Origin of the sequence: Streptomyces fradiae (genome assembly GCF_041270065.1) — a bacterium.
GTDB lineage: Bacteria > Actinomycetota > Actinomycetes > Streptomycetales > Streptomycetaceae > Streptomyces.
Window position 1 is genome coordinate 2487409 of record NZ_CP065958.1, and the last position, 26743, is coordinate 2514151.

27 protein-coding genes are annotated in these 26743 nt (G+C 72.3%); 8 read left to right on the forward strand and 19 right to left on the reverse strand.

All coding sequences use genetic code 11. From position 1 onward, the window contains the following. The first annotated feature begins 82 nt into the window (after positions 1 to 82). Positions 83 to 637 (forward strand): GNAT family N-acetyltransferase, encoded by a 555-nt coding sequence (locus tag JAO84_RS11180; protein ID WP_370412697.1) that lies wholly within the window; start codon positions 83 to 85, stop codon positions 635 to 637. Here the strand turns inward: JAO84_RS11180 and JAO84_RS11185 are convergent. Beyond that, a complete protein-coding gene (locus JAO84_RS11185) occupies positions 600 to 1298 on the reverse strand; it encodes a class I SAM-dependent methyltransferase (protein WP_370412699.1) in 699 nt (232 codons plus the stop codon). The two genes, JAO84_RS11180 and JAO84_RS11185, sit on opposite strands and share 38 nt — an antisense overlap. A 36-nt stretch (positions 1299 to 1334) precedes the next feature. After that, positions 1335 to 1787, reverse strand: coding sequence for a DUF3592 domain-containing protein (locus tag JAO84_RS11190; protein ID WP_370412701.1), 453 nt, complete (start codon positions 1785 to 1787; stop codon positions 1335 to 1337). A gap of 86 nt (positions 1788 to 1873) precedes the next feature. Between JAO84_RS11190 and JAO84_RS11195 the strand changes: the two genes are divergently transcribed. The 3 genes from JAO84_RS11195 to JAO84_RS11205 all read left to right on the forward strand — a co-directional run bounded on the left by JAO84_RS11195 (position 1874) and on the right by JAO84_RS11205 (position 5667). Further along, a complete protein-coding gene (locus JAO84_RS11195) occupies positions 1874 to 2716 on the forward strand; it encodes a hypothetical protein (RefSeq protein ID WP_370412703.1) in 843 nt (280 codons plus the stop codon). Between the two features lie 170 nt (positions 2717 to 2886). Further along, positions 2887 to 4260: an FAD-dependent oxidoreductase gene (locus JAO84_RS11200; protein ID WP_265862252.1), complete on the forward strand. Its 1374-nt coding sequence runs from the start codon at positions 2887 to 2889 to the stop codon at positions 4258 to 4260. Between the two features lie 81 nt (positions 4261 to 4341). Further along, a complete protein-coding gene (locus JAO84_RS11205) occupies positions 4342 to 5667 on the forward strand; it encodes a LuxR family transcriptional regulator (protein WP_370412705.1) in 1326 nt (441 codons plus the stop codon). Positions 5668 to 5673: 6 nt separating this feature from the next. Here JAO84_RS11205 and JAO84_RS11210 read toward each other — a convergent pair whose 3' ends face one another. Further along, complete coding sequence (locus tag JAO84_RS11210) at positions 5674 to 6366, reverse strand: TerB family tellurite resistance protein (protein ID WP_370412707.1); 693 nt, start codon at positions 6364 to 6366, stop codon at positions 5674 to 5676. Positions 6367 to 6638: 272 nt separating this feature from the next. After that, complete coding sequence (gene leuA, locus JAO84_RS11215) at positions 6639 to 8408, reverse strand: 2-isopropylmalate synthase (protein ID WP_370412709.1); 1770 nt, start codon at positions 8406 to 8408, stop codon at positions 6639 to 6641. Between the two features lie 295 nt (positions 8409 to 8703). Here leuA and JAO84_RS11220 point away from each other — a divergent pair, with 295 nt between their 5' ends. Both JAO84_RS11220 and JAO84_RS11225 read left to right on the forward strand, forming a co-directional pair. Next, complete coding sequence (locus JAO84_RS11220; protein WP_370412711.1) at positions 8704 to 9747, forward strand: M4 family metallopeptidase; 1044 nt, start codon at positions 8704 to 8706, stop codon at positions 9745 to 9747. A gap of 21 nt (positions 9748 to 9768) precedes the next feature. After that, entirely contained in the window at positions 9769 to 10032 is a 264-nt protein-coding gene (locus JAO84_RS11225) for a protealysin inhibitor emfourin (RefSeq protein ID WP_265862261.1), read from the forward strand. A gap of 170 nt (positions 10033 to 10202) precedes the next feature. Here JAO84_RS11225 and era read toward each other — a convergent pair whose 3' ends face one another. The 7 genes from era to JAO84_RS11260 form a co-directional block, all read right to left on the reverse strand. Then, complete coding sequence (gene era, locus JAO84_RS11230) at positions 10203 to 11162, reverse strand: GTPase Era (RefSeq protein WP_370412714.1); 960 nt, start codon at positions 11160 to 11162, stop codon at positions 10203 to 10205. Positions 11163 to 11183: 21 nt separating this feature from the next. Next, positions 11184 to 12149: a WxL protein peptidoglycan domain-containing protein gene (locus tag JAO84_RS11235; RefSeq protein ID WP_370412716.1), complete on the reverse strand. Its 966-nt coding sequence runs from the start codon at positions 12147 to 12149 to the stop codon at positions 11184 to 11186. A 45-nt stretch (positions 12150 to 12194) separates the two neighbouring features. Further along, entirely contained in the window at positions 12195 to 13556 is a 1362-nt protein-coding gene (locus JAO84_RS11240) for a beta-xylosidase (RefSeq protein WP_370412718.1), read from the reverse strand. A gap of 190 nt (positions 13557 to 13746) precedes the next feature. Then, entirely contained in the window at positions 13747 to 14226 is a 480-nt protein-coding gene (locus JAO84_RS11245; protein ID WP_370412720.1) for a hypothetical protein, read from the reverse strand. A gap of 180 nt (positions 14227 to 14406) precedes the next feature. Then, complete coding sequence (locus JAO84_RS11250; RefSeq protein WP_370412722.1) at positions 14407 to 14769, reverse strand: cytidine deaminase; 363 nt, start codon at positions 14767 to 14769, stop codon at positions 14407 to 14409. Positions 14770 to 14847: 78 nt separating this feature from the next. Further along, a complete protein-coding gene (locus JAO84_RS11255) occupies positions 14848 to 15585 on the reverse strand; it encodes a hypothetical protein (protein WP_370412724.1) in 738 nt (245 codons plus the stop codon). A gap of 191 nt (positions 15586 to 15776) precedes the next feature. Continuing rightward, positions 15777 to 16595, reverse strand: a complete 819-nt coding sequence (locus JAO84_RS11260) for a helix-turn-helix transcriptional regulator (protein ID WP_370416724.1) — start codon at positions 16593 to 16595, stop codon at positions 15777 to 15779. A 158-nt stretch (positions 16596 to 16753) separates the two neighbouring features. Here JAO84_RS11260 and JAO84_RS11265 point away from each other — a divergent pair, with 158 nt between their 5' ends. Further along, the gene (locus tag JAO84_RS11265) at positions 16754 to 18169 is read left to right on the forward strand and encodes an MFS transporter (protein ID WP_370412726.1); all 1416 of its coding nucleotides are present in this window, start codon (positions 16754 to 16756) and stop codon (positions 18167 to 18169) included. A gap of 3 nt (positions 18170 to 18172) precedes the next feature. On the opposite strand, the gene JAO84_RS11270 is transcribed toward JAO84_RS11265, so the two are convergent. From JAO84_RS11270 to JAO84_RS11290, 5 genes are all read right to left on the reverse strand, one after another. Then, on the reverse strand, positions 18173 to 18526 hold the full coding sequence (locus JAO84_RS11270; RefSeq protein ID WP_265862274.1) for an MmcQ/YjbR family DNA-binding protein: 354 nt from the start codon (positions 18524 to 18526) through the stop codon (positions 18173 to 18175). Continuing rightward, positions 18523 to 19839, reverse strand: a complete 1317-nt coding sequence (locus JAO84_RS11275) for a hemolysin family protein (protein WP_370412728.1) — start codon at positions 19837 to 19839, stop codon at positions 18523 to 18525. The genes JAO84_RS11270 and JAO84_RS11275 overlap by 4 nt, the downstream gene beginning before the upstream one ends. Positions 19840 to 19852: 13 nt before the next feature. Further along, entirely contained in the window at positions 19853 to 20350 is a 498-nt protein-coding gene (gene ybeY / locus JAO84_RS11280) for an rRNA maturation RNase YbeY (protein WP_041129173.1), read from the reverse strand. A 12-nt stretch (positions 20351 to 20362) separates the two neighbouring features. Further along, positions 20363 to 21415, reverse strand: a complete 1053-nt coding sequence (locus tag JAO84_RS11285; RefSeq protein WP_370412730.1) for a PhoH family protein — start codon at positions 21413 to 21415, stop codon at positions 20363 to 20365. 167 nt (positions 21416 to 21582) lie between these two features. Then, a complete protein-coding gene (locus JAO84_RS11290; protein WP_370416725.1) occupies positions 21583 to 22791 on the reverse strand; it encodes a carbohydrate kinase family protein in 1209 nt (402 codons plus the stop codon). 160 nt (positions 22792 to 22951) lie between these two features. On the opposite strand from JAO84_RS11290, the gene JAO84_RS11295 reads away from it, so the two are divergent. Further along, positions 22952 to 24373 (forward strand): MFS transporter, encoded by a 1422-nt coding sequence (locus tag JAO84_RS11295; RefSeq protein ID WP_370412732.1) that lies wholly within the window; start codon positions 22952 to 22954, stop codon positions 24371 to 24373. Positions 24374 to 24385: 12 nt separating this feature from the next. Here the strand turns inward: JAO84_RS11295 and JAO84_RS11300 are convergent, their stop codons facing one another. From JAO84_RS11300 to JAO84_RS11310, 3 genes are read right to left on the reverse strand one after another with little or no spacing between them, the layout of a single operon-like run. Beyond that, the gene (locus JAO84_RS11300; protein WP_370412734.1) at positions 24386 to 25384 is read right to left on the reverse strand and encodes an adenosine deaminase; all 999 of its coding nucleotides are present in this window, start codon (positions 25382 to 25384) and stop codon (positions 24386 to 24388) included. A 12-nt stretch (positions 25385 to 25396) separates the two neighbouring features. Beyond that, the gene (locus JAO84_RS11305) at positions 25397 to 26311 is read right to left on the reverse strand and encodes a ribonuclease Z (RefSeq protein WP_370412736.1); all 915 of its coding nucleotides are present in this window, start codon (positions 26309 to 26311) and stop codon (positions 25397 to 25399) included. A gap of 14 nt (positions 26312 to 26325) precedes the next feature. Beyond that, positions 26326 to 26685, reverse strand: coding sequence for a histidine triad nucleotide-binding protein (locus tag JAO84_RS11310; protein ID WP_370416726.1), 360 nt, complete (start codon positions 26683 to 26685; stop codon positions 26326 to 26328). Between the last annotated feature and the right edge of the window lie 58 nt (positions 26686 to 26743).

The window sequence follows — 26743 nt, forward strand, 5'->3', positions numbered from 1 at the left end:
GGAAGGCGAGGGCGCTGGGCTGGATCCTGCTGGCGTTGGTTCCCGGTGTCGGGGCGCCCGTCGCCATGATGGGAGGCTACGTATGACGTACCCGCGGGACGCGGTCACGGTGGACGACCGGCTCGGCCTCCGCCGCTTCGTGAGCCCGGCCGACCTGCCCGAACTGCACCGGGTGCTCGGCGAGTCCATCGACCATCTGCGGCCGTGGATGGACTGGGTCGACAACTACGGCCCGGAGTGGACCGCCGGGTTCCTGTCGCGGCGGGACCGGGACTGGGAGGCGGGGACGAGTTACACGTACGCGGTCGTGCTCGACGGGGTGATCGTCGGCGCGTGCGGCCTGCACCTCCAGGAGGACACGCCCCCGGGCGCGTACGAGATCGGGTACTGGCTCCACCCGGCCGCCACGGGCCGGGGCGTCGCCACCCGCGCGGTGCGGGCGATCGTGGCGGAGGGCTTCCGGCTGCCGCACGTACAGCAGCTTCTGGTGATGCACCTGCCGGAGAACCACGCGAGCGCGGGCGTCCCGGCACGGCTCGGCTTCACCGAGGTGGACCGGGTACGAGGGGACGAGGGCGAGGAGTTCCGGGTCTGGCGGCTCACCCGGCCCGAGGCGACGTCCCAGCCGGCGGCCTGACGGCGAGGAAGGTCCCGACCCGGCGCTTGGCGCCCTTGGCCGACTCCACCTCCTGGACGAGCCGCGCGGTGACCGTGAGGCCCGCCGCCTCCAGGAGCCGGACGATGCGCTCCGGCGGGACGTAGTGGGACTCGTACGAGACGGGGAGCCCGCCGTACGCCTCGGTGTGCCGCAGCCGCTCGCCCTCGCCTCCGCCCCCGTCCCCGTCGGCGCCGACGTAGCCCGCGAGCATGAGACGCCCACCGGGGGCGAGGACGCGGCGGAACTCCGCATAGACGGCGGGGAGATGCTCGGGCGGCGTGTGGTGGGTGGAGTAGTACGCGAGGACCCCGGCGAGCGCCCCGGCGCGCACCCCGAGCGCGGTCATCGACCCGACGACGAACGGCACCTCCGGCTGCGCCCGGCGCGCGATCCCCACCATCCGCGCCGACAGATCGAGCCCGACCACCCGCACCCCACCGGCCGCCAGATACCCGGCCACCTTCCCGGGCCCGCACCCCACGTCCAGAACGGTCCCGCCCGCCCCCGCCATCTCCTCCACAAACGCGCCGAGCACCCCCCGCGACAACGGATCGAGCGCCCCGGGCGCCGGCACCCGCTCGGCATACGCCTCGGCCACGGTGTCGTAGGAGGCCCGCACCTCTTCAAGAAATCCGCTCACCCGCCCCAACCTAGGGCGTGGGCAGCTTCGGTGGCGTCAGGAGGGGCTGCCGATCAGGCCCACCGTCGCCAGGACGCCCGCGGCCAGGGACAGGAGCGTCAGGCGCTGCGCGCCGCGTACGTAGCCCTCGCGGTTCCTGCGCTCCTTGCGGGCCGCCGCCATGTCGCCCAGGTGCACGCTCTTCGTGTTCTGGGGGTCGTACACCATCGGGTATTCGTGGCCGATCACGTGCGCGGGGCCCCGTGAGGCGCCCTTGTTGTGGCGGACGGTGCCGGTGGGGGTCTCGAACTCGTACGTGACGCTCGCGTAGCCCCGGTTGCCGAACGGCACCAGGCTGATCAGCTTCGCCTGGACCTCGACGCCGGATTGGCACAACCCCGTCATCCGCTTCCGCTCGCTCCGCTCGCCGGAGATCAGCATCAGGCCGAAGACGCAGACCGGCGCGGACGCGACGATGAAACAGACGAGTACTCCAGTCACCAGGTTCACAGGCGGACGGTACGACACCACCAGCCTCGCCCGAAACCCCCACATCCCCTTCACCAGTGCGGAGTTCGCGCCTTACGATCACGCGCATGTCGATCTCTTCGTCCATACCCGTCCTCCAGGGCGACCGGGGCACCGAGCTCCGCTCCGTCGGCGAGGAGCTCGTGCTGCGCCGGCCGGAGGCCGAGCTGCGCATCCCGCTCGCCGCGATCGCGCGGGTCCGCGCCGAGCGGCGGGACCTCGCGGTCGAGCTGACCGCCCCGGCGGGGACCGCGCCGACGGTGTACCGGGTCGAGGACGTGAGCGCGGCCGCCGCCTCCGTCTTCGCCGACGCGGTGAACGCCGCGCTGCCCGAGCGCGCCCCGGGCGAGGAGACGGTGGACGGCGCCACGCTCGTCGCGACGCGGAGTCTGGTCTTCGACGACGAGGAGAGCGCGCGCGAGGAGGAGGACGCGGAGGTCGGACTGCCGACCCACAAGGGGTGGGTGTACGCCGCCTGCGCCGCCGTCGCGATCCTCGCGGTCGTCGTCGGGCTGATCGACAAGAACTGGGGGCGGGGCATCGCGACGCTGCTCCTCGGCGAGGCCGGCGTCGGCGTCACCTACGTCGCTCTGGTCGGACTGAGCGGGCTGTGGTGGGAGTGGTACCTGCCCCGTTACGGCATCACCGTGGACGGGCAGCAGGTCTTCCGGGACGGCGGCACGACCAACGCCTTCACGGCCACCGACGGCGTGACCCGCCACATCCACGGCGAGAACAAGGGCAGGCCCGTCCGGATCGCCTACCATCCGCGGAACCCCAGGAACGCGACCGTCTGCACCGGGTGGCGCGAGAAGGCGGGCACGCTGGCCCTGTTCCTCGTGATCGCCGCCGTGGCGGGGCTCTTCGGCTACGGCACGTTCCTCCTGGCCCTGCCCGCCTTCGGCGGCTGACCGTCCCGTAAGCTCGGCACCCCCCGACCTCGTCTCCACTTATGGAAGTCATAAGTCCGCCTTATGGGGTCATAGACAGGGGTCAGGTACCGCGCAGCTCAGCGCATTATTTAGGGTGGCCTAAGTGCGGCGATCCCTCGCCGCGCGTCGCTTGCGAAGGGAATCCAGTCATGCCCCGCCCCCTCCGGGTCGCGATCGTCGGCGCCGGCCCCGCCGGGATCTACGCCGCTGACGCGCTGCTGAAGTCCGAGGCCGCCGCCGAGCCGGGTGTGTCCATCGACCTCTTCGAGCGGATGCCCGCGCCCTTCGGCCTCATCCGCTACGGCGTCGCGCCCGACCACCCGCGCATCAAGGGCATCGTCACCGCCCTGCACCAGGTGCTCGACAAGCCGCAGGTCCGCCTCTTCGGCAACGTGAACTACGGCACCGACCTCCACCTCGACGACCTGCGGTCGTTCTACGACGCCGTGGTCTTCTCCACCGGCGCCATGTTCGACCGCGAGCTGCGCATCCCCGGTGTCGAGCTCGACGGCTCCCTCGGTGCCGCCGACTTCGCCTCCTGGTACGACGGGCACCCGGACGTCCCGCGCACCTGGGACCTGTCGGCCGAGAAGGTCGCCGTGCTCGGCGTCGGCAACGTCGCCCTCGACATCGCCCGGATCCTCGCGAAGACGGCCGACGAGCTGCTGCCGACCGAGATCCCGGCCAACGTGTACGAGGGCCTCAAGGCCAACAAGGCCCTGGAGGTCCACGTCTTCGGGCGCCGCGGCCCGGCGCAGGCCAAGTTCAGCCCCATGGAGCTGCGCGAGCTGGACCACTCCCCCAACATCGAGGTCATCGTCAACCCCGAGGACATCGACTACGACGAGGGCTCCATCGCCGAGCGGCGCAAGAACAAGCAGACCGACATGGTCGCCAAGACCCTGGAGAACTGGGCGATCCGCGACGTCGGCGACCGCCCGCACAAGCTCTTCCTGCACTTCTTCGAGTCGCCCGTCGAGATCCTCGGCGAGGACGGCAAGGTCGTCGGCCTGCGCACCGAGCGCACCGAGCTCGACGGCACCGGCAACGTCAAGGGCACCGGCCAGACCACCGACTGGGACGTCCAGGCCGTCTACCGCGCCGTCGGCTACCTCTCCGACGAGCTGCCCAAGCTCCCCTGGGACACCGTCACCGGCACCGTCCCGGACGAGGGCGGCCGGGTCATCGAGGAGGGCGGCGCGCACCTCGCCTCCACCTACGTCACCGGCTGGATCCGCCGCGGCCCGGTCGGCCTCATCGGCCACACCAAGGGCGACGCCAACGAGACGGTGGCCAACCTGCTCGACGACCACGCCAACGGCCGGCTGCTCACCCCCGCCTCCCCGGAGGAGGACGCCGTCGTGTCCTTCCTGGAGGGCAAGGGCGTCACGTACACGACGTGGGAGGGCTGGTACAAGCTCGACGCCGCCGAGAAGGCGCTCGGCGAGCCCCAGGGCCGCGAGCGCGTGAAGATCGTCGAGCGCGAGGACATGCTCCGCGCCAGCGGTGTCGACCTCGGCTGAACGACTAAGTAGCTGATCGGCTGATCAAGCCTTGACTCCTTCCCGGTCCTATCCTTGATGGGGCCGGGAAGGAGCCGTTTCATGGCCGTCGCCGAGCACAGCGCCACACGCGACGCCGTCCGCCGCGAGGACTGGCCCACCGCCTACCGCCTCCTGCACGCCGCCGACCGGCGCCCCGGCGGGCGGCCCCTCGGGCCCGACGGGCTCACCGCGCTCGCCGACGCCGCCTGGTGGTCCGGGCGTCTGGACGAGGCCGTCGCCGCCCGGTTGCGGGCCCATGCCGCGTACGTCGCCGCCGGCGACCCGCGCGGCGCCGGGCTGACCGCGTGGTGGCTGTCCGACGCGTACCAGCGGCTCGGGCGCCCGGCCGCCGCCGCAGGCTGGCTGCGGCGGGCCCACCACGACCTGGACGGGCGGCCCGACTGCCCCGAGCAGGGCCTGCTCGCCTGGACCGACACGGCACGGGCCGAGGAGCACCACGACCCGGTCGCCGCGCTCGCCGCCGTACGCCGGACCGCCCGGCTCGCCGCCCGGGCCGGCAGCGCCGATCTGCTCGCCCTGGCCCGGCAGGCCGAGGCCTCCCTGCTGCTCGCCCACGGCCGGCGCGCCGAGGGCTTCGCGCTCCTCGACGCCGCCGTGGCCGCCGCGACCGCCGGCGCCCTGAGCGCCGCCGTCACCGGCCGGATCCACTCCCTCGCCGCCGGGCAGGCCCTGCGGGCCGGCGATCTGCGCCGCGCGACCGCCTGGGCGGACGCCGCCATGGCCTGGTGCGCCCGGCAGAGCCCGGGGCCGCACCCGCACGCCCACCCGCATCCCTTCCGGCCGCTCTGCCGGGTCCACCACATCGCGGTCCTCGACCTCCACGGCACCTGGACGCGGGCCGAGGAGGCCGTGCGGCTCGTGGTGCGGGAGGCGGGGCCCGACGCGCGGGACGCGGTGGCGGAGGCCACGTACATCCTCGGCGAGATCCAGCGGCGGCAGGGGCGTACGGCGGACGCGGAACGCTCGTACGCGCGCGCCTACGGGCTCGGCCGGGTGCCGCAGCCCGGGCTCGCGCTGCTCCGGCTCGGGCAGGGGCGCGGGGACGCGGCGCTCGCGGGGCTGCGGCTCGCCCTTGACTGCCAGCCGGACCCCGAGCACGACCGGCTCGGCCGGGCCCGGCTGCTCGCCGCGCTCGCCGAGACCGCCCTCGCGCTCGACGAGCCCGCCACGGCCACCCGGGCCGTACGGGACCTGGAAACGCTCGCCGCGCCCGACGCGCCGCTGCTCACCGCCCTGGCCGCCGGCGCGCGCGGCGCCCTGACGCGCGATCCCGCCCCGCTGCGGCGGGCCCTCGCGCTCTGGCGGGAACTGCGCGTGCCGTACGAGGCCGGCCGGATCCGCGCCCTCCTGGCGACCCGCGTCTGAGAACGCTCAGGAGACCTTGCGGGCGGTCTCCAACAGCCGGGCCGTGTCGTCGGCACGCAGCGCCAGCGCGTTGCCGACCGTCGTGAGGACCTCCTGCTCGGCCGGCGTGTAGGGGCCGTCGGCGAGGGCGATACGGGCGCCCTGCAGCAGGATCGATTCGCGGCCCGCTGCGGCGAGGTGCGGGGAGAGCGGTTCCAGGGCCTCGTGGAGCTCGATGGCGAGGGCCGCGCCCCCGCTGCTCACATCGGGCAGGAATCGGCCGGTGTCGGCGGCCAGCGCCTCGACCAGCTCGACAAGCTGGAGGGAGGTGCAGTCCGCGTACCCGGCCGCGCGGACCGCCGTGGCCGCGGTGTCGACGGCGGTACGGGAGGAGGTGCCGCCGGCCGCGAGGACAGCGAGGGCCACGGTGTGCACGGCGTCGCGCAGCATCCCCGAGAACCTGCTGGTCGTCGGGTGGGCCAGCGCCTCCGTACCGAAGTGGGTGTGGCAGGCCGCGCACTCCACGACCGGGCCGGCCTGGCCGCGGGGCAGCAGCGGCACCCCGAGCAGGGCGAACCGGCGGCGGCCGGTGCGGCGCCGGTAGTTGCGGTCGCCGCCGCACTCCTCGCAGAAGAACTCGCCGTCGCCGATCGTGTTCCAGGAGGTACGGATTCCGCAGAGAACCAGGTTTCGCTCACGGGACTTCCGCGCTGACCGCACGCCGCACCTCCTTCAACGACCCGGCAACACTGCCGGCGTTGGCGTGATGTTAGCCACATCGATGATGTGGCGTCAGCACCTCGTCAGCAGAAGAACCCGTAGTTGGCCGAGACCCGCCGGAGCGTTCGAGGGCCTTGCGCAGGTCCGGCGGGTGGACCGGTCGTCGCGAGATCACCCTCCGGAGTGGCCGGAGCCGACGCCCGGAACGACGTCGCCCCGCACCCCGGAGCGGGGTGCGGGGCGACGTGTCGATAGCTCCCGGGGCAGGCGCGTCAGCGCGCCGAGCGGTTGACCGCCGAGACGACCGCCTTCAGCGACGCGCGCGTCGTGTTGGCGTCGATGCCGATGCCCCACAGGACCTTGCCGTCGATGGCGCACTCGATGTACGAGGCGGCCTGCGCGGACGCGCCCTCGCTCATGGTGTGCTCCTGGTAGTCCAGCAGGCGGGCGTCCACGCCGACCGCCTGCAGCGCGGCGAAGAAGGCGGAGATCGGGCCGTTGCCGGAGCCGGTCAGGACGGTGTCGACACCGTCGACGACCGCCTCGACCTTCAGGGTGTCGGTGCCGTCCGTGTCCGAGGTGGACTGGCCGGAACGCAGCTGGATGCGGCCCCAGGCGTTGTCCGGGTCGGCGGTGGGCAGGTACTCGTCCTGGAAGACGGACCAGATCTCCTTCGGCGTGACCTCGCCGCCCTCGGCGTCGGTCTTGGCCTGGATGATCCGCGAGAACTCGATCTGCATGCGGCGCGGCAGGTCCAGCTTGTGGTCGTTCTTCAGGACGTACGCGATGCCGCCCTTGCCGGACTGCGAGTTGACCCGGATGACGGCCTCGTAGGAGCGGCCGACGTCCTTCGGGTCGATCGGCAGGTACGGCACGGCCCACTCGATGTCGTCGACGGTCCTGCCCTGGGCGGCCGCGTCGGCCTCCATGGCGTCGAAGCCCTTCTTGATGGCGTCCTGGTGGGAGCCGGAGAAGGCGGTGTAGACCAGGTCGCCCGCGTAGGGGTGGCGCGGGTGGACCTCCATCTGGTTGCAGTACTCGCTGGTCCGGCGGATCTCGTCGATCTGCGAGAAGTCGATCTGCGGGTCGACGCCCTGGCTGAACAGGTTCATGCCCAGGGTCACCAGGTCGACGTTGCCGGTGCGCTCGCCCTGCCCGAACAGACAGCCCTCGATGCGGTCGGCGCCGGCCATGATCGCCAGCTCGGCCGCCGCCACCGCCGTACCGCGGTCGTTGTGCGGGTGCACGGACAGGCAGACGTGCTCGCGGCGGGTCAGGTGGCGGGACATCCACTCGAAGCGGTCCGCGTGGGTGGACGGCGTCGAACGCTCCACGGTGGCGGGCAGGTTCAGGATGATCTCGCGGCCCGGGCCGGGCTGCCACACGTCGCAGACCGCCTCGCAGACCTCCAGGGCGAAGTCCAGCTCGGTGTCGGTGAAGATCTCCGGGCTGTACTGGTAGCCGAAGGTGGTCTCCGGGCCCAGCAGCTTCTCCGCGTACTCCATCACCAGGCGGGTGCCGTCGACGGCGATCTGCTTGATGTCGTCCTTCGAGCCGCGGAACACGACCCGGCGGAAGGTCGGCGCGGTCGCGTTGTACAGGTGCACGGTGGCGCGCTTGGCGCCCTTCAGGGACTCCACGGTCCGCTCGATCAGGTCCTCGCGGGCCTGGGTCAGTACGGAGATGGTGACGTCGTCCGGGATCGCGCCCTCTTCGATGATGGAGCGGACGAACGCGAAGTCGGTCTCGCCGGAGGACGGGAAGCCGACCTCGATCTCCTTGTAGCCCAGCCGGACCAGCAGGTCGAACATCTCGCGCTTGCGGGCCGGGCTCATCGGGTCGATCAGCGCCTGGTTGCCGTCGCGCAGGTCGGTGGAGAGCCAGCGGGGCGCCTTGGTGATGCGCTGCTCCGGCCAGGTGCGGTCGGGGATGGCGACGGCCTCGTACTGCCCGTACTTGTGGACGGGCATCCCGGACGGCTGCTGCAGGTGCGTCGCGTTGGTGATCGGCGTCGGACGGCTGATGAAGGGCGACTGAGACATTGCGTAGGGCTCCTCGGAGGTCCTGCGGGAGGGACGGCCGACTGTCGAACGCAACACCGAAACCCGCGGGGAGGGGGTCGGCCTACGACTACAGGCCCTCGCCGCGGCAGCTAAGGAGAAGCAGCCCGAAACGCATGATGTGCGTCACTGTAGCCCAGGCCCGGCGGAGGCGGACGTCCCGTTTCAGTATGCAAGACGGCGGTCACGTCAAGGCCGAAAGGTGACCTATCACTCCATTTCGCCAATCACTGTCGCTGCTCGTGACAGTGACACCACACAGTGCCACATTGCTGGGATGACTCCCCACTCGTCTGTGTTCTGCTCGATCGTCCCGCCCCACATCCTGGAGCGGCTCGCCGAATCCGATAACCCGGCCTACGCCCAGGCCGCCCAGCGCACCCTCCTCATGGACGTCACCCAGCGCTCGGCCCGCGAGGAGGCGCCCCCGGCCCCGGAGGGCGCCCCCTCCGACAAGCCGCAGCGGACCATCTACGACGCCGAGCACGGCACCGAGCTGCCGGGCGTCCGCGTGCACGAGGAGAGCGACCGCCCCTCCAAGGACGCCACCGTCAACCGGGCCCACGCCGGGCTCGGCGCCACCTTCGACCTCTTCTTCAAGGCCTTCGGACACCGTTCCATCGACGGCGCGGGCATGCCGCTGATCGCGAGCGTCCACTTCGACGAGAAGTACGACAACGCCTTCTGGAACGGCGAGCAGATGGTGTTCGGCGACGGTGACGGCGAGCTCTTCCTCGACTTCACCATCCCGGTCGACGTCATCGGCCACGAGCTGGCCCACGGCTTCACCCAGCACTCGGCGAACCTCGCCTACTTCGGGCAGTCCGGCGCGCTCAACGAGTCCGTCTCCGACGTCTTCGGCTCGCTGGTGAAGCAGCACGCGCTGGGCCAGACGGCCGACCAGGCCGACTGGCTGATCGGCGCCGGTCTGCTCGGTCCCGCCATCGACAACGGCGTCGCGCTGCGCTCCATGAAGGAGCCGGGCACGGCGTACGACGACGACGAACTCGGCAAGGACCCGCAGCCGGCCACCATGGACGACTACGTGCGCACCAGCTCCGACAACGGCGGCGTCCACATCAACTCGGGCATCCCCAACCACGCCTTCTACCTGCTGGCCACCGAGCTCGGCGGCTTCGCCTGGGAGCGGGCCGGGAAGATCTGGTACGACGTGATGACCGGCGGCACCCTGACCGAGGAGGCCCGCTTCAACGAGTTCGCGCGGGCGACGGTGGCGTCGGCCCGCCGGCTCTTCGGCGAGGGCGACGAGGTCCAGTCCGTCCTCAAGGCCTGGTCGCTCGTCGGCGTGCCGACCACCTGAGAGCGCTGGTAGACAGGTCCCATGCGCATCCGAGTACGACGCACAGGCGGCTTCGCGGGCATCGAGAAGTCCGCGGAACTGGACACGGCGGGCCTGGCCGACGCCGAGCAGATGCACGACCTGGCCCGCGCGGCGCTCGCCGCGGAACCCCGCGAGAGCCGCGGGGTCCCGGACGGCTTCGCGTACGAGATCACGGTCGACGGCCGCACGGTGAAGTGCTGCGACCCCGACCTCACGCCGGAGCAGCGCGAGCTGATCCAGCGGGTCCTGAAGGAAGGCGCCTAGCCCCGAGGGGCCTAGCGCCCCGGGGCTGGCGGCCGAGCTTCTAGAAGCCCAGCTTCCGGAGCTGCTTGGGGTCCCCTCTTTCACTGCCGCCCTCGCACCGTGAGGCCCCGGGGGGCCTCACGGGCTTCGGACGGCTGCGCCGGCCTCCGGCCGGACGGTGGGTGGCCGGGCTAGAAGCCCAGCTTCCTGAGCTGCTTGGGGTCCCGCTGCCAGTCCTTCGCGACCTTCACGTGGAGGTCGAGGAAGACCGGGGTCCCGAGCAGGGCCTCGATGTGCTTGCGGGACTTCATGCCGACCTCCTTCAGGCGCTTGCCCTTGGGGCCGATGATGATGCCCTTCTGGCTGGGGCGCTCGATGTACACGTTGGCGTGGATGTCGAGCAGCGGCCGGTCGGCGGGGCGGTTCTCGCGGGGCAGCATCTCCTCGACGACCACCGCGATCGAGTGCGGCAGCTCGTCCCGTACGCCTTCGAGCGCGGCCTCGCGGATCAGCTCCGCGACCATGACCATCTCGGGCTCGTCGGTGAGGTCGCCCTCCGGGTAGAGCGGCGGGGACTGCGGGAGCAGCGGGATGAGCAGGTCGGCGACGAGCTGGACCTGCTTGTCGCCGACGGCGGAGACGGGGACGATCTCCGCCCACTCGATGCCGAGCTCCTTGCCGAGCTGGTCGATGGCGATCAGCTGCTCGGCGAGGGTCTTGGAGTCGACGAGGTCCGTCTTGGTGACGATCGCGACCTTGGGGGTCTTCTTGATCTCGGCGAGCTCCTTGGCGATGAAGCGGTCGCCGGGGCCGAGCTTCTGGTCGGCGGGCAGGCAGAAGCCGATCACGTCGACCTCGGCCCAGGTGGTGCGCACGACGTCGTTCAGCCGCTCGCCGAGGAGCGTGCGCGGCTTGTGGAGGCCGGGGGTGTCGACCAGGATCAGCTGCGCGTCGGGGCGGTGCACGATGCCGCGGACGGTGTGCCGGGTGGTCTGCGGCCGGTTGGAGGTGATCGCCACCTTCTGGCCGACGAGAGCGTTCGTGAGGGTGGACTTGCCCGCGTTGGGGCGCCCGACGAAGCAGGCGAAGCCCGCCCGGTGGGGGGCTTTGTTCTCATCGGTCTCAGGAGTACGAACGCTCATGGGGGCCATTGTCCCCGATGAGCGCCCGCCTCACGTACCCAGTGCCCGGTGACGGCGGATCCGGAGGGCGACGACCCCGGCCGTACCGCCGCAGACCAGGGCGGCGAGGGGCAGCCAGGGCAGGGCCAGGAAGCCGACCCGGCCGGACTCGCGGACGTCCTTGGCGGTGGCGGTGAGGGTGATGTCCCCCCAGTCGAGCTGCGGCGAGCCGGTCCACTGCTCGGTGAGCCGGATCTTCTGCCGGGGCAGCAGCTCGGCCGGCAGCCGGTCCAGGTCGCGGGCGAGCAGGGTGCGGCCGAAGAGGCCCTGGGCCTTGAGGGCGACCTTGGGGTTGAGGGTGACGTTGCCGCGGTTGTGGAGGGTGTACGAGACGACGGCGCGGCTGGTGCCGGTGCCGGGGACGAGCGGCCGGTCCTGGTCGAGGGTGACGTCCTCGACGGAGAGGGCGGGCACGGTGGGGCCGCCGACCCGGAGGTAGACGCGGGCGGCGACGGCGCGCTGCACCCCGAGGGCGACCGCGCCCGCGCCGCCGCCCTTCGCCACCCGCTCGTCGAGGGCGACGACGGCGCCGGGGTGGTCGCCGGGCTCGGCGTCGGCGGGGACGGCGAGGGTGTACGGCACGGTGACGGCCGAGCGCGGCGGGACGGTGACCCGGTCGCGGGCCGGCTTGATCCAGGCGCCGGCGCCGGTCTGCCGCTCCTGCCGGGTGCGGACGGCGAAGCCGCCGTCGCGTTCGGTGTTGTAGGCGTCGGCGCCGTAGAGCAGGAAGGTGAGCGGGGCGGCGGTCTTGTTGGCGACGGTGACCTGGTCGGTGACGGTGCTCCCCGGGTCGGCGGAGAGGTAGAAGTACGGGCGGCTGCCGAGCTGCGAGGCGGCCGGGTAGACGGCCCACTCGCCGTTCTCGGCGGCGGAGGCGGGGGGCGCGCTCTGGGCGCCGAGCAGAAGCACGGCGCCCAGAACGCTCAGCAGGAGGAGGACGTACGGCTTGCGTCGCACGGGTGCGGACCCCTTCGGTTCCAGTGGTTCGGTGCCTTCGTACGGTCAGGACAGCGTCAGCGTGAGCACGCCCGCGTACGAGCCCGGCGCGGTGAACGCGGGAACGTCGAGGGAGAGCCCGGCGTCGACGGTGAACTCGCCGCCGGTGACGGTGCCGTTGGGCGTGGACGCGAGGGTCGCGCCCGTGCTGCCGACGGGTCCCGCGGTGCCGGGGGCGCAGGTGCTGGGGCTGCCGGCCTTGGTGGCGCAGGCCGGGGTCCAGCTGAGCTTCCCGGCGCCGATGGCGGCGCCGCCGGGGCCGGTGAAGTCGGTGACCTTGCCGGTCAGGGACCAGCCCGCGGGACCGCCGCGGAAGTCCTTGACGGTCACCGTCCGCAGGGCGCCGGTGGCCGCGCCGCCGGTGCCGAACTCGACGGCCGAGAGCGCGACGGCGTCGCCGGCCTGGGTCATCGACAGGGTGCCCGCCTTGACCGTGGCGGTGATCTTCTGGCTGCCCGGCGGGGCCGGGGTGTCGTCGATGACCTGGTACGCGACGGGGCCGGCGCCCTTGTCGGCGTCCCAGGCGGCGCCCTCGTACGCCACGATCCCGGTGGTCGCCTTGTCGGAGACCATCAGGCGCGCGGCGAAGCCGCCCTCGCTGTCGGTGGTGACGGTCATCTTGTCGGCGGTCTCGGCGGCGCCGGCCCGGCCGGCGACGGTGACCTCGGTGAGCGGGGTGAACTTGGTGCCGGTGACGGTGACCCGGACGCCGGGTGCGCCGGAGGCGTTGTCGAGCTGGAGGGCCCGCTCGTTGGCGCCCGGCTGGGCGGTCGCCGTGACGGTCTCGGAGACCGGTGCGGGCGGGTTGGACACGGTGCAGGGCGTGTCCAGCTCCATGATGTAGGAGGTGTGGATGTTGTAGTCGCCGGGCGAGAGCTGGATCGCGCCGGGCGCGGTGACCGTGAAGGTGCCGGTCATCGAGAAGGGCGGGAAGGCGCCCTTGCCGGGGACGGGCGGGTTCTTCTTCTCGCCGGTGACGGTGACCGAGCCGGTCTGGGCGCCGCCCAGGGTGACCTTGCCGCTCGGGGTCATGATGTTTTCCGGGAGCGCGAGGTCGACCGGGTTGGACGCGGCGGGCTTGGTGACCGTGTAGGTGACGGTGACCGTGTCGCCGACCTTGGGCGCCGCGTTGTCGACGGTGATCTGCGCGGTGGTGGTGCCGTCGATGGGCGGGATGCCGGCGATCGGCGGCGGTACGCAGTGGGTCGCGAAGTCGACCGCCACGGAGGCGGTGGTGGCCGCCCCGGCGGGTGCGGCGAGCGCCCCGCCCGCGGTGAGCGCGAGCGCGGTGGCGCCGAGGGCGGCGGTCCAGCGGCGCCGTCTTCGAGCAGCCGTACCGCTCCGTGTGCGGCGTGTTCCGAGTGCCATGTGGGCCCCTCCTGAGGGATGAGAGGGCGCCATTGACGGCTGCGGGCCGAGAGAAGTCAATGGAATCGAAATGCATCGACTGATGACCCATCAGATACTGTCAAGATCAGGATGATCGTGGTGTTTCCGCAGGTCACGACAGGAACCGGTGCCGCTCGCGGCGGCACCGGTCGGTCATGCGAAAGGGGGCTCAGCTGAACACGAAGGGCCCGGGCGACTGCGAGGTGAGCGCGTCGCAGTTCACGGTGACGCCGAAGATCACCATCTTGAGCGCGGTGCCCGCGAAGTAGGAGTTGAGGCTGTCGCCGGAGGCGACGGTCCCACTGAGCGGGCCGATCGTGACGGACTGGTTCGCGGCGAGCGCCGGGTTCTTCTTGCCGCTGAAGACCCGGGTGCCGCCGCCCGCCTTGGCCATCGTCAGGGTGGCGCTGATCTGGTCGGCGCCGACCGCGATCGGCGTCTTGACGGCCGAGGTGAGGGTGATCGTCGCGGCGGTGCCGCTCTGCGTGGCGGTGAGCGTGGCACCGCCGCCGCCCCAGGCCCCGCAGTCGTACGTGGCCGTGGCCGAGCCCGGCGACACGGCGGCGGCGCCCGGCGCGAAGGCGAGGGCCGAGGCGGCGAGCGCCCCGGAGAGCGCCGCGACGATCCCTAAGCTGCTTCTGCTTCTCATGGCGTGGACGTACCCCTTCCGATTCCGGTGAAGGACGACGCAGGGGTGCGGACGCTGCGTGAAGCGGACACTGCGCGGATCTGACGGTCCGTCGGACCGTGCGCAGTCATTGACGCGCATTCCTCACAAGAGCACAAGGGCCATGTGTGAGGCGGTACGACGGGTGCGGCGGCCCGCGCCTCAGCCGGCCGTGACCGCCACCCGCAGCTTCCCGTCGGGCCCCGCGAGCAGCACCGGCGTCTCCGGCCCGCCCAGGTCCCGTACCGCCGCGCGGTCCTCGTCCGAGGGGGTCTCCGCGGCGGAGACGACGGCCGCGGCCTCCAGCGACTCGGCACCGCTGGCCACGGCCATCGCGACCGCGGTCTGCAGCGCGCTCAGCTTGAGCGACTCCAGGGCGACGGTCCCGGCCACGTACGTCCGTCCGGTCTCGTCGCGCACCGCGGCGCCCTCGGCGACCCCGTTGCGGGCGCGGGCGCTGCGCGCCAGCGTGATGATCTTCAGGTCCTCGGCGCCGAGGTCGTCGTGCTCGCGGTTGAGTGTCATGATCCGAGGATAGGCCGGGGCCCGCGGTGACGGGCCGGGGACCTGGGATCAGCGCGGGAGCCGAGCGGGGCCGGGGGCTCAGCCCTGGGCGGCCTTGACGAACTTGTCGGTGGCCGTCTTGGCGAGTTCGTCGAAGTCCTTGTTGGCCGCGGGGGCCGCGAGCACCATCAGGCGCACCACGCCGTTGCCCTGGCGCGCGTACGCGAAGTTCGGCGCGATCGTGATGCCGGGGGAGACCTCGACACCGAGGGTGAAGGCGAGCGCCTCCTCGGCGCCCTGCGGCGCGGGGCGCTTCTTCGCCGTGATCTTCATCTTCTGGCCGTCGGCCTCCACGGGGATCTCGGCGCAGGTGTCGAGGGCCGTGTTGAGCTGCTTGAGGTGGTCGGCCGCACCGGTACCGGTGAAGCTCAGGACCCGCTCGGTGATCTCCGCGTCGTTGTTGCCGCGGGCGAAGTCGGCGCTCGGGCTCTGCGTGGCACCGGCGGTCTCGCCGTTGCTCATCATGTCGGCGAAGGGCTGGCACTCGGTCTTGCTGGTCTTGTAGACGGTCGGGGCGTCCGGGTGCTTCGTGGTCTTCCAGCCGGACGGCAGGTCCTTCAGCTCAAGCAGGGCCGCCTTCATCTGGGCGTCGGTCAGCGGCTTGGCGGCCGGCGCCTCGGACGTGGGGGCGGCGGTGGTCGTCGCTCCGGCGGCCGGCTTGGCGGCGCCGTCCTTCGCGGCACCGCCCTTCTCGTCGCCGCCACCGCAGGCGGCGGTCAGCGAGAGAGCGGAGACGGCGAGGGCGGCGGCCAGGCCGCGTCTGATGCGAGTGCGCATGGTGAAGTACCTCTTGAGGGTGGAGAGTTGAGCGGATGACGCCGGGCGCCGCAAGATCGACAACGCCCGGACGGCCGGAGCATATACGGCGTCGGTGACACGTACGTGATGAATAAGGCGACGCGTACGTGCTGAGCAAACCGCCCGTCCGGCGTCAGGCCCTCGCCCGCCGGTGACAGCCCGCGGGCCCCTCAGCCCGCCACCGGATACATCGCCCCGCGCCGCCCCTCCGGCGACACCAGCCACTCCAGCTTCGCCGCCGTGTCCGCCTCCTGGAGCGGGGTGTGCAGCACGATGACGAGGTCCGGGCGGGCCGGGACGCGGAGCTGGGTGGCCTCGACGATCAGCGGGCCGACCAGCGGGTGGTCCATCTCCTTGCGGTTCTGGCCGCCGGGCAGGATGTCACGGCGCTCCCACAGCTCGGCGAACTCCGCGCTCGCCTCCTTGGCCTCCGCCACGACCTGCCGGAAGCCGTCGTCGTCCGGGCACTCCGAGCAGGCCGCGCGGAACTGGGCGACGACCTTCGGGGCCAGCTCCTCCCAGCTCGTCGACCGCTCCCGGTAGAGCGGGTCGGTGAAGAAGGCGATCAGGCAGTTCTGCACGATCTCCGGCCGCATGCCGAGCACGACCGCCGCCGCGTCGTTGTACATCACGGTGTTCCAGTACTGGTCCATGATGTGCGCCGGGAACGGCATCCACGCGTCGATCAACCGCCGCAGCCCCTGGCACATGTCCCGGTCCTCCGGGGCGAGTTCGGGCGCCGGCGGGTTCAGCGCGGCCAGTACGTACAGGTGGCGCCGCTCGGTCGGGCTCAGCCGGAGCACCCGCGCCACCGAGTCCAGGACCTGCGCGGACACCGTGATGTCCCGGCCCTGCTCCAGCCACTGGTACCAGGACACTCCGACCCCGGCGAGCACCGCGACCTCCTCGCGGCGCAGCCCGGGCGTGCGGCGTCTGCCGCCGTCCGGCAGGCCCGCCTCGGCGGGGCTCACCCGGGCCCGGCGGCTCATCAGGAACTCGCGGAGCTCGGCCAGTCGGTGTGCCTTGGCGGCGGTGGACTCCAGTGCCGTGGCCACGTGTGCTTCCTCCCCCTGGATGCCTGGTGGTGCGACCAACAGGATAAGTTCCCGCTCCCCACCGTTGTTCCCGTGCCACGAGAGTCGTGGCCATGGCAACCGTCACCTCTCCCCCGACCGCACCGCAGGATCAGACCGCGGCCCCCGCCTCCCCCGGCGCCCTCACCGGCCGCGCCCGGCTCGTCCTCTTCGTGCTGTGCGCCGCCCAGTTCATGGTGGCGCTCGACTTCTCCGTACTGAACGTCGCCCTCCCCGTCCTCGGCGCCGACCTCGGCTTCGCCCCGTCCGCGCTCCAGTGGGCGGTCACCGCCTTCGCCCTCCCCTCCGGCGGTTTCCTGCTGCTCTTCGGGCGGATCGGCGACCTCTTCGGCCGCAAGCGGCTCTTCCTCTCCGGCCTCGTCCTCTTCGGCGCCGCCTCGCTGCTCGCCACCCTCGCCTGGAGCCCGGGCGCCTTCCTGGCCGGCCGCGCCCTGCAGGGCCTCGGCGCGGCGGCGATCGTGCCGACCGGCATGGCGCTGCTGACCACCGTCTTCCCCGAGGGACCGCTGCGGGAGCGGGCGCTCGGCATCTCCGGCACCCTGATGTCGCTCGGCTTCACCATCGGCATGGTGCTCGGCGGGGTCATGACCGACACCCTCGGCTGGCGCTCCACCATGGGTCTGCTCGCCGTCTTCACCCTGATCGTGCTGCCGCTCGCCCCCGGCCTGCTGCCCGAGTCCCGCACCCCGGAGCGGCCCCGGCTCGACATCCCGGGCGCGGTGACCGTCACCGGCGGTCTGCTCTCGCTGATCTACGCGCTGACCACGGCCGCCGAGCACGGCTTCGGCGGCGCTGACGTCCTGGTCACGCTCGCCCTCGGTGTGCTGCTGCTCCTGGCCTTCGGCGTCGTCGAGTCCCGGCACCCGGCCCCGCTGGTCTCGCTGCCGGTGCTGCGCCGCCGCACGGTCGCCTTCGGCAACCTGGGCGGTCTGGTCACCTTCTCGATGATGTCGACGATCGTCTTCGTGCTGACCCTGTACCTGCAGGAGACGCTGGGCCTCTCGGCCTTCGCCTCCGGCATCGTCTTCGGCGTCCAGGGCGCCTTCTCGGTCCTCGCCGGAATGGTCACCCCGCGGGTGATCGGCCGGCTCGGCGCCCACCGCACCCTGGTCGTCTCGCTGGCCGGCCAGGGCCTGCTCACGGCCGCGCTGCTGCTCGTGGGCCGCGAGTCGGGCGCGATCGTGGCGACGGTCGCCGTCTCGGCGGCCTCGATGCTGCACCTGGGCGCGATCATCTCGTACGGCGTGACCGTCACCTCCGGCGTCCGCGACGAGGAGCAGGGGCTTGCGACCGGTCTGGTCACCACCACCCAGCAGGTCGGCCTCACCGTCGGCATCCCGATGCTGGGCGTGCTCGCCACCACCGGCGCCGACCTGTTCTCCGGGGTCCGTACGGTCATCGCCCTGGACGCGGCGATCGTGCTGGTCGCGGCGCTGCTGGTGGCCCTCGGCCTGCGGAAGCGTGCCTGAGGGTCAGGGCCGGTCGAGGCGGAGCCGTACCGCCCTGGGCAGACCGGCGACCACCAGGTCGTACGAGTCCTCGACGAGCTCCCGGACCATCCGGTCCGGGAGCTCTCCCACGCGCACGGTGTTCCAGTGCCGCTTGTTCATGTGCCAGCCGGGGAGGATCGCCGGGTGCTCCTCGCGCAGCCGTACGGCGTCGTCCGGGTCGCACTTGAGGTTGACGCTGAGCGGCTCGGCGTCGAGCGCCGACAGCGCGAACATCTTCCCGGCGACCTTGAAGACGGAGGTCTCCGGATTGAACGGGAACTCCTCCGTCGCGTCGTTGAAGTCCAGGCAGAACGCGCGCAGCTGCTCGGGCGTCATCGCTCCGAACCCTCCCCCTCGGCCCCGTCGCCGCGCTTTCCGAGCGGCTCGGCGAGCACGGTCACGATCTTGTTCCGGCGGCCGGCCGGGGACTCGGCGGTGAGCCGCAGGGTCCGCCCGTCGGGCAGCTCCACGACCGCGTTGGCGCCGGCGATCGGCACCCGGCCGAGGGCCTTGGCGAGCAGTCCGCCGACCGTCTCCACGTCCTCGTCGTCGTACTCGTCGGGGCCGAAGCCGTAGAGCTCGCCGAGGTCGCCGATGTCGAGGCGGGCGGTGACCCGGTAGCGGTCGTCGCCGAGCTCCTCGACGGGCGGCAGCTCCCGGTCGTACTCGTCGGTGATCTCGCCGACGATCTCCTCCAGGATGTCCTCGATGGTGACGATCCCGGCCGTGCCGCCGTACTCGTCGATGACGACGGCGACGTGGTTGCGCTCCTGCTGCATCTCGCGCAGCAGGTCGCCCGCGTTCTTGGTGTCGGGCACGAAGGCCGCCGGGCGCATCGTCGTGGAGACCACGTCCGCCTCGGCGTCCCGGTTGATGTGCGTCTTGCGGACCAGGTCCTTCAGATACACGATGCCGACGATGTCGTCCTCGTTCTCCCCGGTGACCGGGATCCGCGAGAAGCCGGAGCGCAGGGCGAGGGTGAGGGCCTGACGGACCGTCTTGTAGCGCTCGATGCACACCAGGTCGGTGCGGGGCACCATCACCTCGCGCACCAGGGTGTCGCCGAGCTCGAAGACGGAGTGCACCATGCGGCGCTCCTCGTCCTCGATCAGCGACTCCTGCTCGGCGAGGTCGACCATCGCCCGCAGCTCGGCCTCGGAGGCGAACGGGCCCTTGCGGAAGCCCTTGCCGGGCGTCAGCGCGTTGCCGATGAGGATCAGCAGCTGCGGGATCGGGCCCATGATCCGGGCCAGGGGCAGGAGGACGTACGCGGCGGCGGTCGCCGTGTTCAGCGGGTGCTGGCGGCCGATGGTGCGCGGCGAGACGCCGACGGCGACGTACGACACGAGCACCATGACGGCGATCGCGACGAGCAGCGCCTCCCAGGTCTCCGGGAAGGCCTCCAGGCAGGCGTACGTGACGAGGACGCCGGCCGCCATCTCGCAGGCGACGCGGACGAGCAGCGCCACATTGAGATAGCGGGTCGGGTCGGAGGCGACCTGGGCCAGCTTCTCGGCCCCGCGCCGCCCGGACCGTACGGCCTCGGCGGCGCGGAAGCTGGAGACGCGGGCGATGCCCGCCTCGGCGCAGGCGGCGAGCCAGGCGACGATGACGAGGGCGACCGCCCCGATGATCAGTTGTGCGCTCATGACCTGCGGGGGGTCAGGAGACGGTGGGCGCCGGCGACGGGCCGGTGAGGCCCTTCTCCGCGCGCCAGCCGTCCACGATGGCGGCCTGGAGGCCGAACATCTCGGCCTTCTCGTCCGGCTCCTCGTGGTCGTACCCCAGCAGGTGCAGCACTCCGTGGACGGTGAGCAGCTGGAGCTCCTCGTCCATGGAGTGCTGGGTCGGGGCGTCCTTGCCCTGCTGGGTGGCGACCTCGGGGCAGAGCACGATGTCGCCGAGGAGTCCCTGCGGGGGCTCCTCGTCGTCCTTCGACGGCGGGCGCAGCTCGTCCATCGGGAAGGACATGACGTCCGTGGGGCCCGGCAGGTCCATCCACTGGATGTGGAGCTGCTCCATCGCCTCCGCGTCCACGACGATCACCGAGAGCTCGGAGAGCGGGTGGATGCGCATCCGCGCGAGCGCGTAGCGGGCGATGTCGAGGATCGCCTGCTCGTCGACCTCGGTGCCGGACTCGTTGTTGACGTCGATCGACATGTGCTGCTGTGTCTACTTCCCGTTGCGGCCGGTGCGCTGTTCGTGCTGCCGGCGCTGCTCGCTGGCCGTGTCGTACTTCTCGTACGCGTCGACGATACGGCCGACGAGCCGGTGCCGTACGACATCCTGCGACGTGAGCATCGAGAAGTGCACGTCGGGGACGCCGTCCAGGATGTCCCTGACCTGCCGCAGACCGCTCTTCGTGCCGCCCGGGAGGTCGACCTGGGTGATGTCGCCGGTGATGACGATCTTCGAGTCGAAGCCGAGGCGGGTGAGGAACATCTTCATCTGCTCGGGGTTCGTGTTCTGCGCCTCGTCGAGGATGATGAACGCGTCGTTGAGCGTCCGGCCGCGCATGTACGCGAGCGGCGCGACCTCGATCGTCCCGTTCGCCATCAGCTTGGGGATGGAGTCGGGGTCGAGCATGTCGTGCAGCGCGTCGTAGAGCGGGCGCAGATAGGGGTCGATCTTCTCGTAGAGCGTGCCGGGCAGGAAGCCGAGCCGCTCGCCCGCCTCGACCGCCGGCCGGGTCAGGATGATCCGGGTGACCTGCTTGGACTGCAGGGCCTGGACCGCCTTGGCCATGGCCAGATAGGTCTTGCCGGTGCCGGCGGGGCCGATGCCGAAGACGATGGTGTGCTTGTCGATGGCGTCGACGTAGTGCTTCTGGTTGAGGGTCTTGGGGCGAATGGTGCGGCCGCGGCTGGAGAGGATGTTCTGGGTGAGCACCTCGGAGGGCGTCTCGACCGCCGCTCCGTCCGTCTCCTCGCGCAGCATGGCGATCGATCGTTCCACCGCGTCCTCCGTCATCGGCTGTCCGGTGCGGAGCACCAGCATCATCTCGTCGAACAGGCGCTGAACGAGCGCGACTTCCTTCGCGTCACCGATCGCGCTGATCTCGTTCCCCCGGACATGGATGTCGGTGGTGGGGAACGCTTCCTCGATCACGCGCAGCAGGGCGTCGCGGGAGCCCAGGACCATCACCATGGGGTGCTTGGCGGGGACCTTGAACTGGGCACGGGCCTGCCCCGGCGCGGGGGTCTGGGCTGTGGGTGTCTGAGTCATGGGCCGGCACTGTGGCCTGCACATACCTCCCGTTGCAGGGTTCTCGCTGCTCGACAACCTCTCGGGTACCAAGCCTACGACTCGCCTCGGACAACGCTGAACCGTTTTTACGGACCCCCACGAAGCCCGGTAGTAGGGGGGCGGGGGGGCGCCCGGAGAACCTGGTCCTACGGGGCGGGCGCCGGGCGGAAGCCGATGGTGGGGACGGCCCGGCGCAGCGGCCAGGGGCGGGCCGGGGCGGGCAGCAGCCGCTCCAGGAAGGCGTAGCGGGCCCGCAGGGCGGCCGGGTCCTGGCACTCGTGGTCCTGGACGTGCGCCCACCAGGCGGCGATCTCGCCCCAAGTCGGCGCGGACAGCGAGCCGCCGAACTCCTGGACGGAGAGGGCGGCGGTGAGCCCGGCGAAGGCGAGCCGGTCGGCGAGCGGCCAGCCGGCCAGGGTGCCGGTGACGAAACCGGCGACGAAGACGTCCCCGGCGCCGGTCGGGTCGAGCGCGGAGACCTGGATCGCGGGCACCTCGGCGGTCTCGCCGGTGGCCCCGTCGACGGCGTACGCGCCCTCGGAGCCGAGGGTGACGACGGCGTAGCGCACCTTGTCGGCGAGCGCGCGGGCGGCGGCCCGGGGGCATTCGGTGCGGGTGTAGCGCATCGCCTCGGCGGCGTTGGGCAGGAAGGCCTCGCAGTGCTCCAGGTCGGTCAGGCCGGCCAGGTCCCAGTGTCCGGTGTCGTCCCAGCCGACGTCGGCGAAGACCTTGGCGCCGGCGCCGGCGGCCCGGGCAACCCATTCCTCGCTGCGGCCGGGGACCAGGGAGGCGACGGCGGCGCGGGCGTGCGGCGGGTAGGCGGGCGGCCCGGCGGGCAGGGCGCCGTCGAGGGGCGGGGCGGCGTGGCCGTGCGAGACCATCGTGCGCTCGCCCTCGTAGGCCATGGAGACGGTGACGGGCGAGTGCCAGCCGGGCACGGTCCGCGACAGCGAGAGGTCGATGCCCTCGCCCTGCTCCAGGGCGTCCCAGCAGTACTCGCCGTAGTGGTCGTCGCCGAACGCGGCGGCCAGCGAGGTGCGCAGGCCGAGCCGGGCGAGCGCGGTGGCCATGTTGGCGACGCCGCCGGGGCTGGATCCCATGCCGCGGGCCCAGGACTCGGTGCCGCGGACGGGGGCGCTGTCGAGGCCGGTGAAGATGATGTCGAGGAAGACGGTGCCGGTGAGGAAGACGTCGCACTCGGGGTCGGTGGGCTCGCGCAGCCGCCCGAGCGGGTCGACGCTGTTGTCACGTTCGGTCACGGCTTGCTCCCCGGTCGTGGTGCGGCGGATCGGCACCGTGGGTGCTGAGGCTGATCTCGCCAGTGTGCCCGAGGGGAAGGGTGTTGCGCGCGCAATACCCGCCCAACCGCATCCCAAACCGATTGTGACCCACATCACAGACCGAATCGGGGGATAACGGCTTCTCCGCCCACTCGGATGCTTGATACACATGGTGCCGCGACCGTGTGGACCTCCGGGCGCCGTCTCATTTCCCTGTTCAGTCCCTGGAACGCCCATGTCGTCGCGCTGCCCGCGTGCCCTGGGGGCGCTCGTCGCTCTCGTCTCCCTCTTCACGGCCGGTTATCTCGCCCCGTACCTGCTCCCGACGGTCGTCGGCCGGCTGTCCGCGGGCCTCGGTCTCGGTCCCACCCAGGCCGGTCTGGTCGGCTCGATCCTGCTGCTCGGCTCGGCCTCGGCGGGCTTCACCTTCGCGGCGCGCGCGAGCGGAGCGAGATGGGGGCACGCCCCCTGGCTCCGCCGGTGGTACCCCCACCCATGCCGGAGGCTATGGGGGAGTGTCGGCCCGCGCCGGGCGGCCCGGCTCGGTCTGCTGCTGATGCTCCTCGGGTACGGCACGGCCGCGGCGACCGGTCTCGTCCCGCTGGTCGTGGCGGGCGCGGTCGTCGGCGGCTTCGGCTCCGGTACGGCGACGGCGGTCGCCGCGGCGGGCATCGCGGGCCGCCCGGACCCGCACCGCGCCTCCTCGCTCGGCCTGCTTTCGGTGTCGGCTGCGGCGGGCGCGCTCTATCTGACGCTGCCGCACCTGGGCAGCGGGCACGCGCTGCCGTTCGCGGCGATCGCGGGGACGGCGCTGCTGGTGGCGCCGACCACGGCGTGGCTGCCGGACGGCCGCGCGGTCCGCCTGACGGCGACGGCCAGGCCGGAACGGGGTCCGCTCCCCCACCGCGTCCCGGGCACGGTCCTGGCCGGCGCGATCCTCCTCTGGTCGATGGCCCAGAACGCGCTGTGGGGCGTCAGCGGCCGGATCGGCCTGACCCAGGCGGGCCTCTCGGAGGTCACGCTCGGCCTGGTCTTCGCGGTGGCGCTCGGCGCGGGCCTGGTCGGCGTGATCGGCGCGGGCGTGCTCGGCTCACGGCTCGGGCGTGCGGTGCCGATCGGCGTCGGCACGGCGCTGATCGCGGCCTGTGTGCTGCTCAGTTCGGCCGCGCGCGGCCCGGCGTCCTTCGCGGCCGGCGAGATCGCATGGAACGCGTTCTACCCCGTCGTCCTCTCCTACCTCCTCGGCCTCGCCGCCTCCCTCGACCCGCACGGCCGCTGGGCCGTCCTCGTCGGCTCGGCGTCCTCCCTGGGCGTGGCCTGCGGCCCCGTCACCGGCAGCCTCCTCTCCGAGGCCGCCGGCTACCCCGGCATGGGCCTCGCCCTCTGCGCCCTGCTGCTCCTGATCGCCGCCCCCATGACCGCCGTCGCCCGCCACGCCTCCGGCCGCCCCCTCGTGCCCGGCTCCATCCACCGCCGCGGCGGCGCCCCCGCCGCGGTCCTCTCGGCCACCACCACCCCGACCGCCCTCGTCCCCCAAATGGGCGCCCCGGAGCAGGAGATCACCCCGGTCCCGGTCCTGGTCCCGGGCGCGACCCCGGCGGCCCGCCGCCGCCTCTCGCGGTCGTCCTTCCGTCTGGCCGGGCGGGCCCGGGGGTAGGGCCCGCCGGGGCTACGAACGCTCGAACTCGTAGGCGTCGACCTCGGCCAGGTACCGCTCGCGCCGCTCCTCGTCGTCCTCCAGGAAGGACGCCTCGAAGGAGTTCCGGGCAAGGGTCCGCAGCTCCTCCTCGCCCAGGCCCAGCGCGCCGCGCACCGCGTCGAAGTTGTCGCCGGCGTAGCCGCCGAAGTAGGCCGGGTCGTCCGAGTTGACCGTCGCCACCAGGCCCGCCGACAGCATCTCCCGCAGCGGGTGCTGCTCCAGGACGTCGATCGCCCGGAGCCGTACGTTGGACAGCGGGCACAGCGTCAGCGGCACCCGGTCCCGGACGAGCCGGGCGACCAGGTTCGGGTCCTCCAGGCAGCGCAGGCCGTGGTCGACGCGCTCCACGCCGAGGACGTCGAGGGCCTCGCGGATGTACGCCGCCGGGCCCTCCTCGCCCGCGTGGGCGACCCGGCGCAGACCGAGCCGCGCGGCCTCCTCGTACACCTCGCGGAACTTCGCCGGCGGGTGCCCGACCTCCGCCGAGTCGAGACCGACCCCGATGATCCGGTCCAGATACGGCTTCGCGGCATCGAGCGTGGCCATCGCCGACTCGGCCGACTCGTCGCGCAGGAAGCACATGATGAGCCGGGTCGAGATCCCGTGGCGCTCCTCCGCACGGTCCAGGGCCGCGCCGAGGCCCTCCACGACCACGCCCATCGGCACACCGCGCACCGCGTGCGCCTGCGGGTCGAAGAAGATCTCGGCGTGCCGCACGCCCTGCTCCGCCGCCCGCGCCAGATACGCGTCGGCGAGCTCGGTGAAGTCGTCGGCGGTGCGCAGCACCGCCATCAGGGAGTAGTAGAGGTCGAGGAAGGACTGGAGGTCGCTGAAGCGGTACGCCTCCCGCAACGCCTCCGTGTCCGCGTACGGCAGCGTCACCCCGTTCCGCGCGGCCAGCGCGAACGCCAGCTCGGGTTCCAGGGTTCCTTCGATGTGGAGGTGCAGTTCGGCCTTGGGTACGGGCATGGGTTGAACGATCTATCTCTTCGGTACGGGGACCCTCATCAGGTCCTGGGCAATACTCAGCTCCCCCGTGAACCCCGCCGCCCGCGCCTGCCGCTCGAACTCCGCCGGATCGGCGTACCGCTGCGAGAAGTGCGTCAGCACCAGGTGGCGGACCCCCGCGTCCCGCGCGACCGCCGCGGCCTGGCCGGCCGTCAGATGTCCGTGGTCGGCGGCGAGACGGGCGTCCTCGTCGAGGAAGGTCGACTCGATGACGAGCAGGTCGGCGCCGTCGGCGAGCGCGTGCACGCCGTCGCACAGCCGGGTGTCCATGACGAACGCGAACCGCTGCCCGCGCCGCACCTCGCTCACGTCCTCCAGCGTGACCCCGCCGAAGGCCCCGCCGAGCACGCCCTCCCGCTGCAGCCGGCCCACGTCCGGGCCCTTGACGCCGTGCGCGGCGAGCCGCTCGGGCAGCAGCCGGCGCCCGTCAGGTTCGACGAGCCGGTAGCCGTACGACTCCACGGGGTGGGAGAGCCGCCGGGCCTCAAGCGTGTACGTGTCGGTGACGGCCAGCGGCCCGTCCGCGGCGACCGGCGCCTGGGCGAGCTTCACCGTCTCGCGGTACGCCGTCGCGTACCGCAGCCGGTCGAAGAAGTGCTGCCCGCTCGCCGGGTAGTGCGCGGTCACCGGGTGCGGCACCTGGTCGAGGTTGATCCGCTGGATCACCCCGGCCAGGCCGAGCGAGTGGTCGCCGTGGAAGTGCGTGACGCATATCCGGTTCAGATCGTGCGCCGCGACCCCGGCCCGCAGCATCTGCCGCTGCGTCCCCTCACCGGGGTCGAAGAGGATGCCGGTGCCGTCCCAGCGCAGCAGATAGCCGTTGTGGTTGCGGTGCCGGGTCGGGACCTGGCTGGCCGTGCCGAGGACGACCAGTTCGCGTACGGACAAGGGAACGTCCCGCCCTATCCGGGCGGCCAGTTGAGACCGCGGCCGCCCAGCACGTGCGCGTGCGCGTGGAAGACCGTCTGGCCGGCACCGGCGCCGGTGTTGAACACGACGCGGAAACCGCTGCCGTCGACCTTCTCCTGCGCCGCGACCTCGCCGGCCTCCCGCAGTATGTCGGCGGCGACGCTCGGCGCGGCGGCGGCGAGCGAGGCGGCGTCCGGGTAGTGCAGCCGCGGGATGATCAGGACGTGCGTGGGCGCCTGCGGGTTGATGTCGCGGAACGCGAGGGTCGTCTCCGTCTCGCGCACGATCGTCGCCGGGACCTCCCCCTCCGCGATCTTGCAGAACAGGCAGTCGCTCTGCGGCTCTCCGGCCATGGCCCGGACCTCCTCGCCTCTGTCGATCATCAGTACACGCGCATGCTATCCGGCCCCG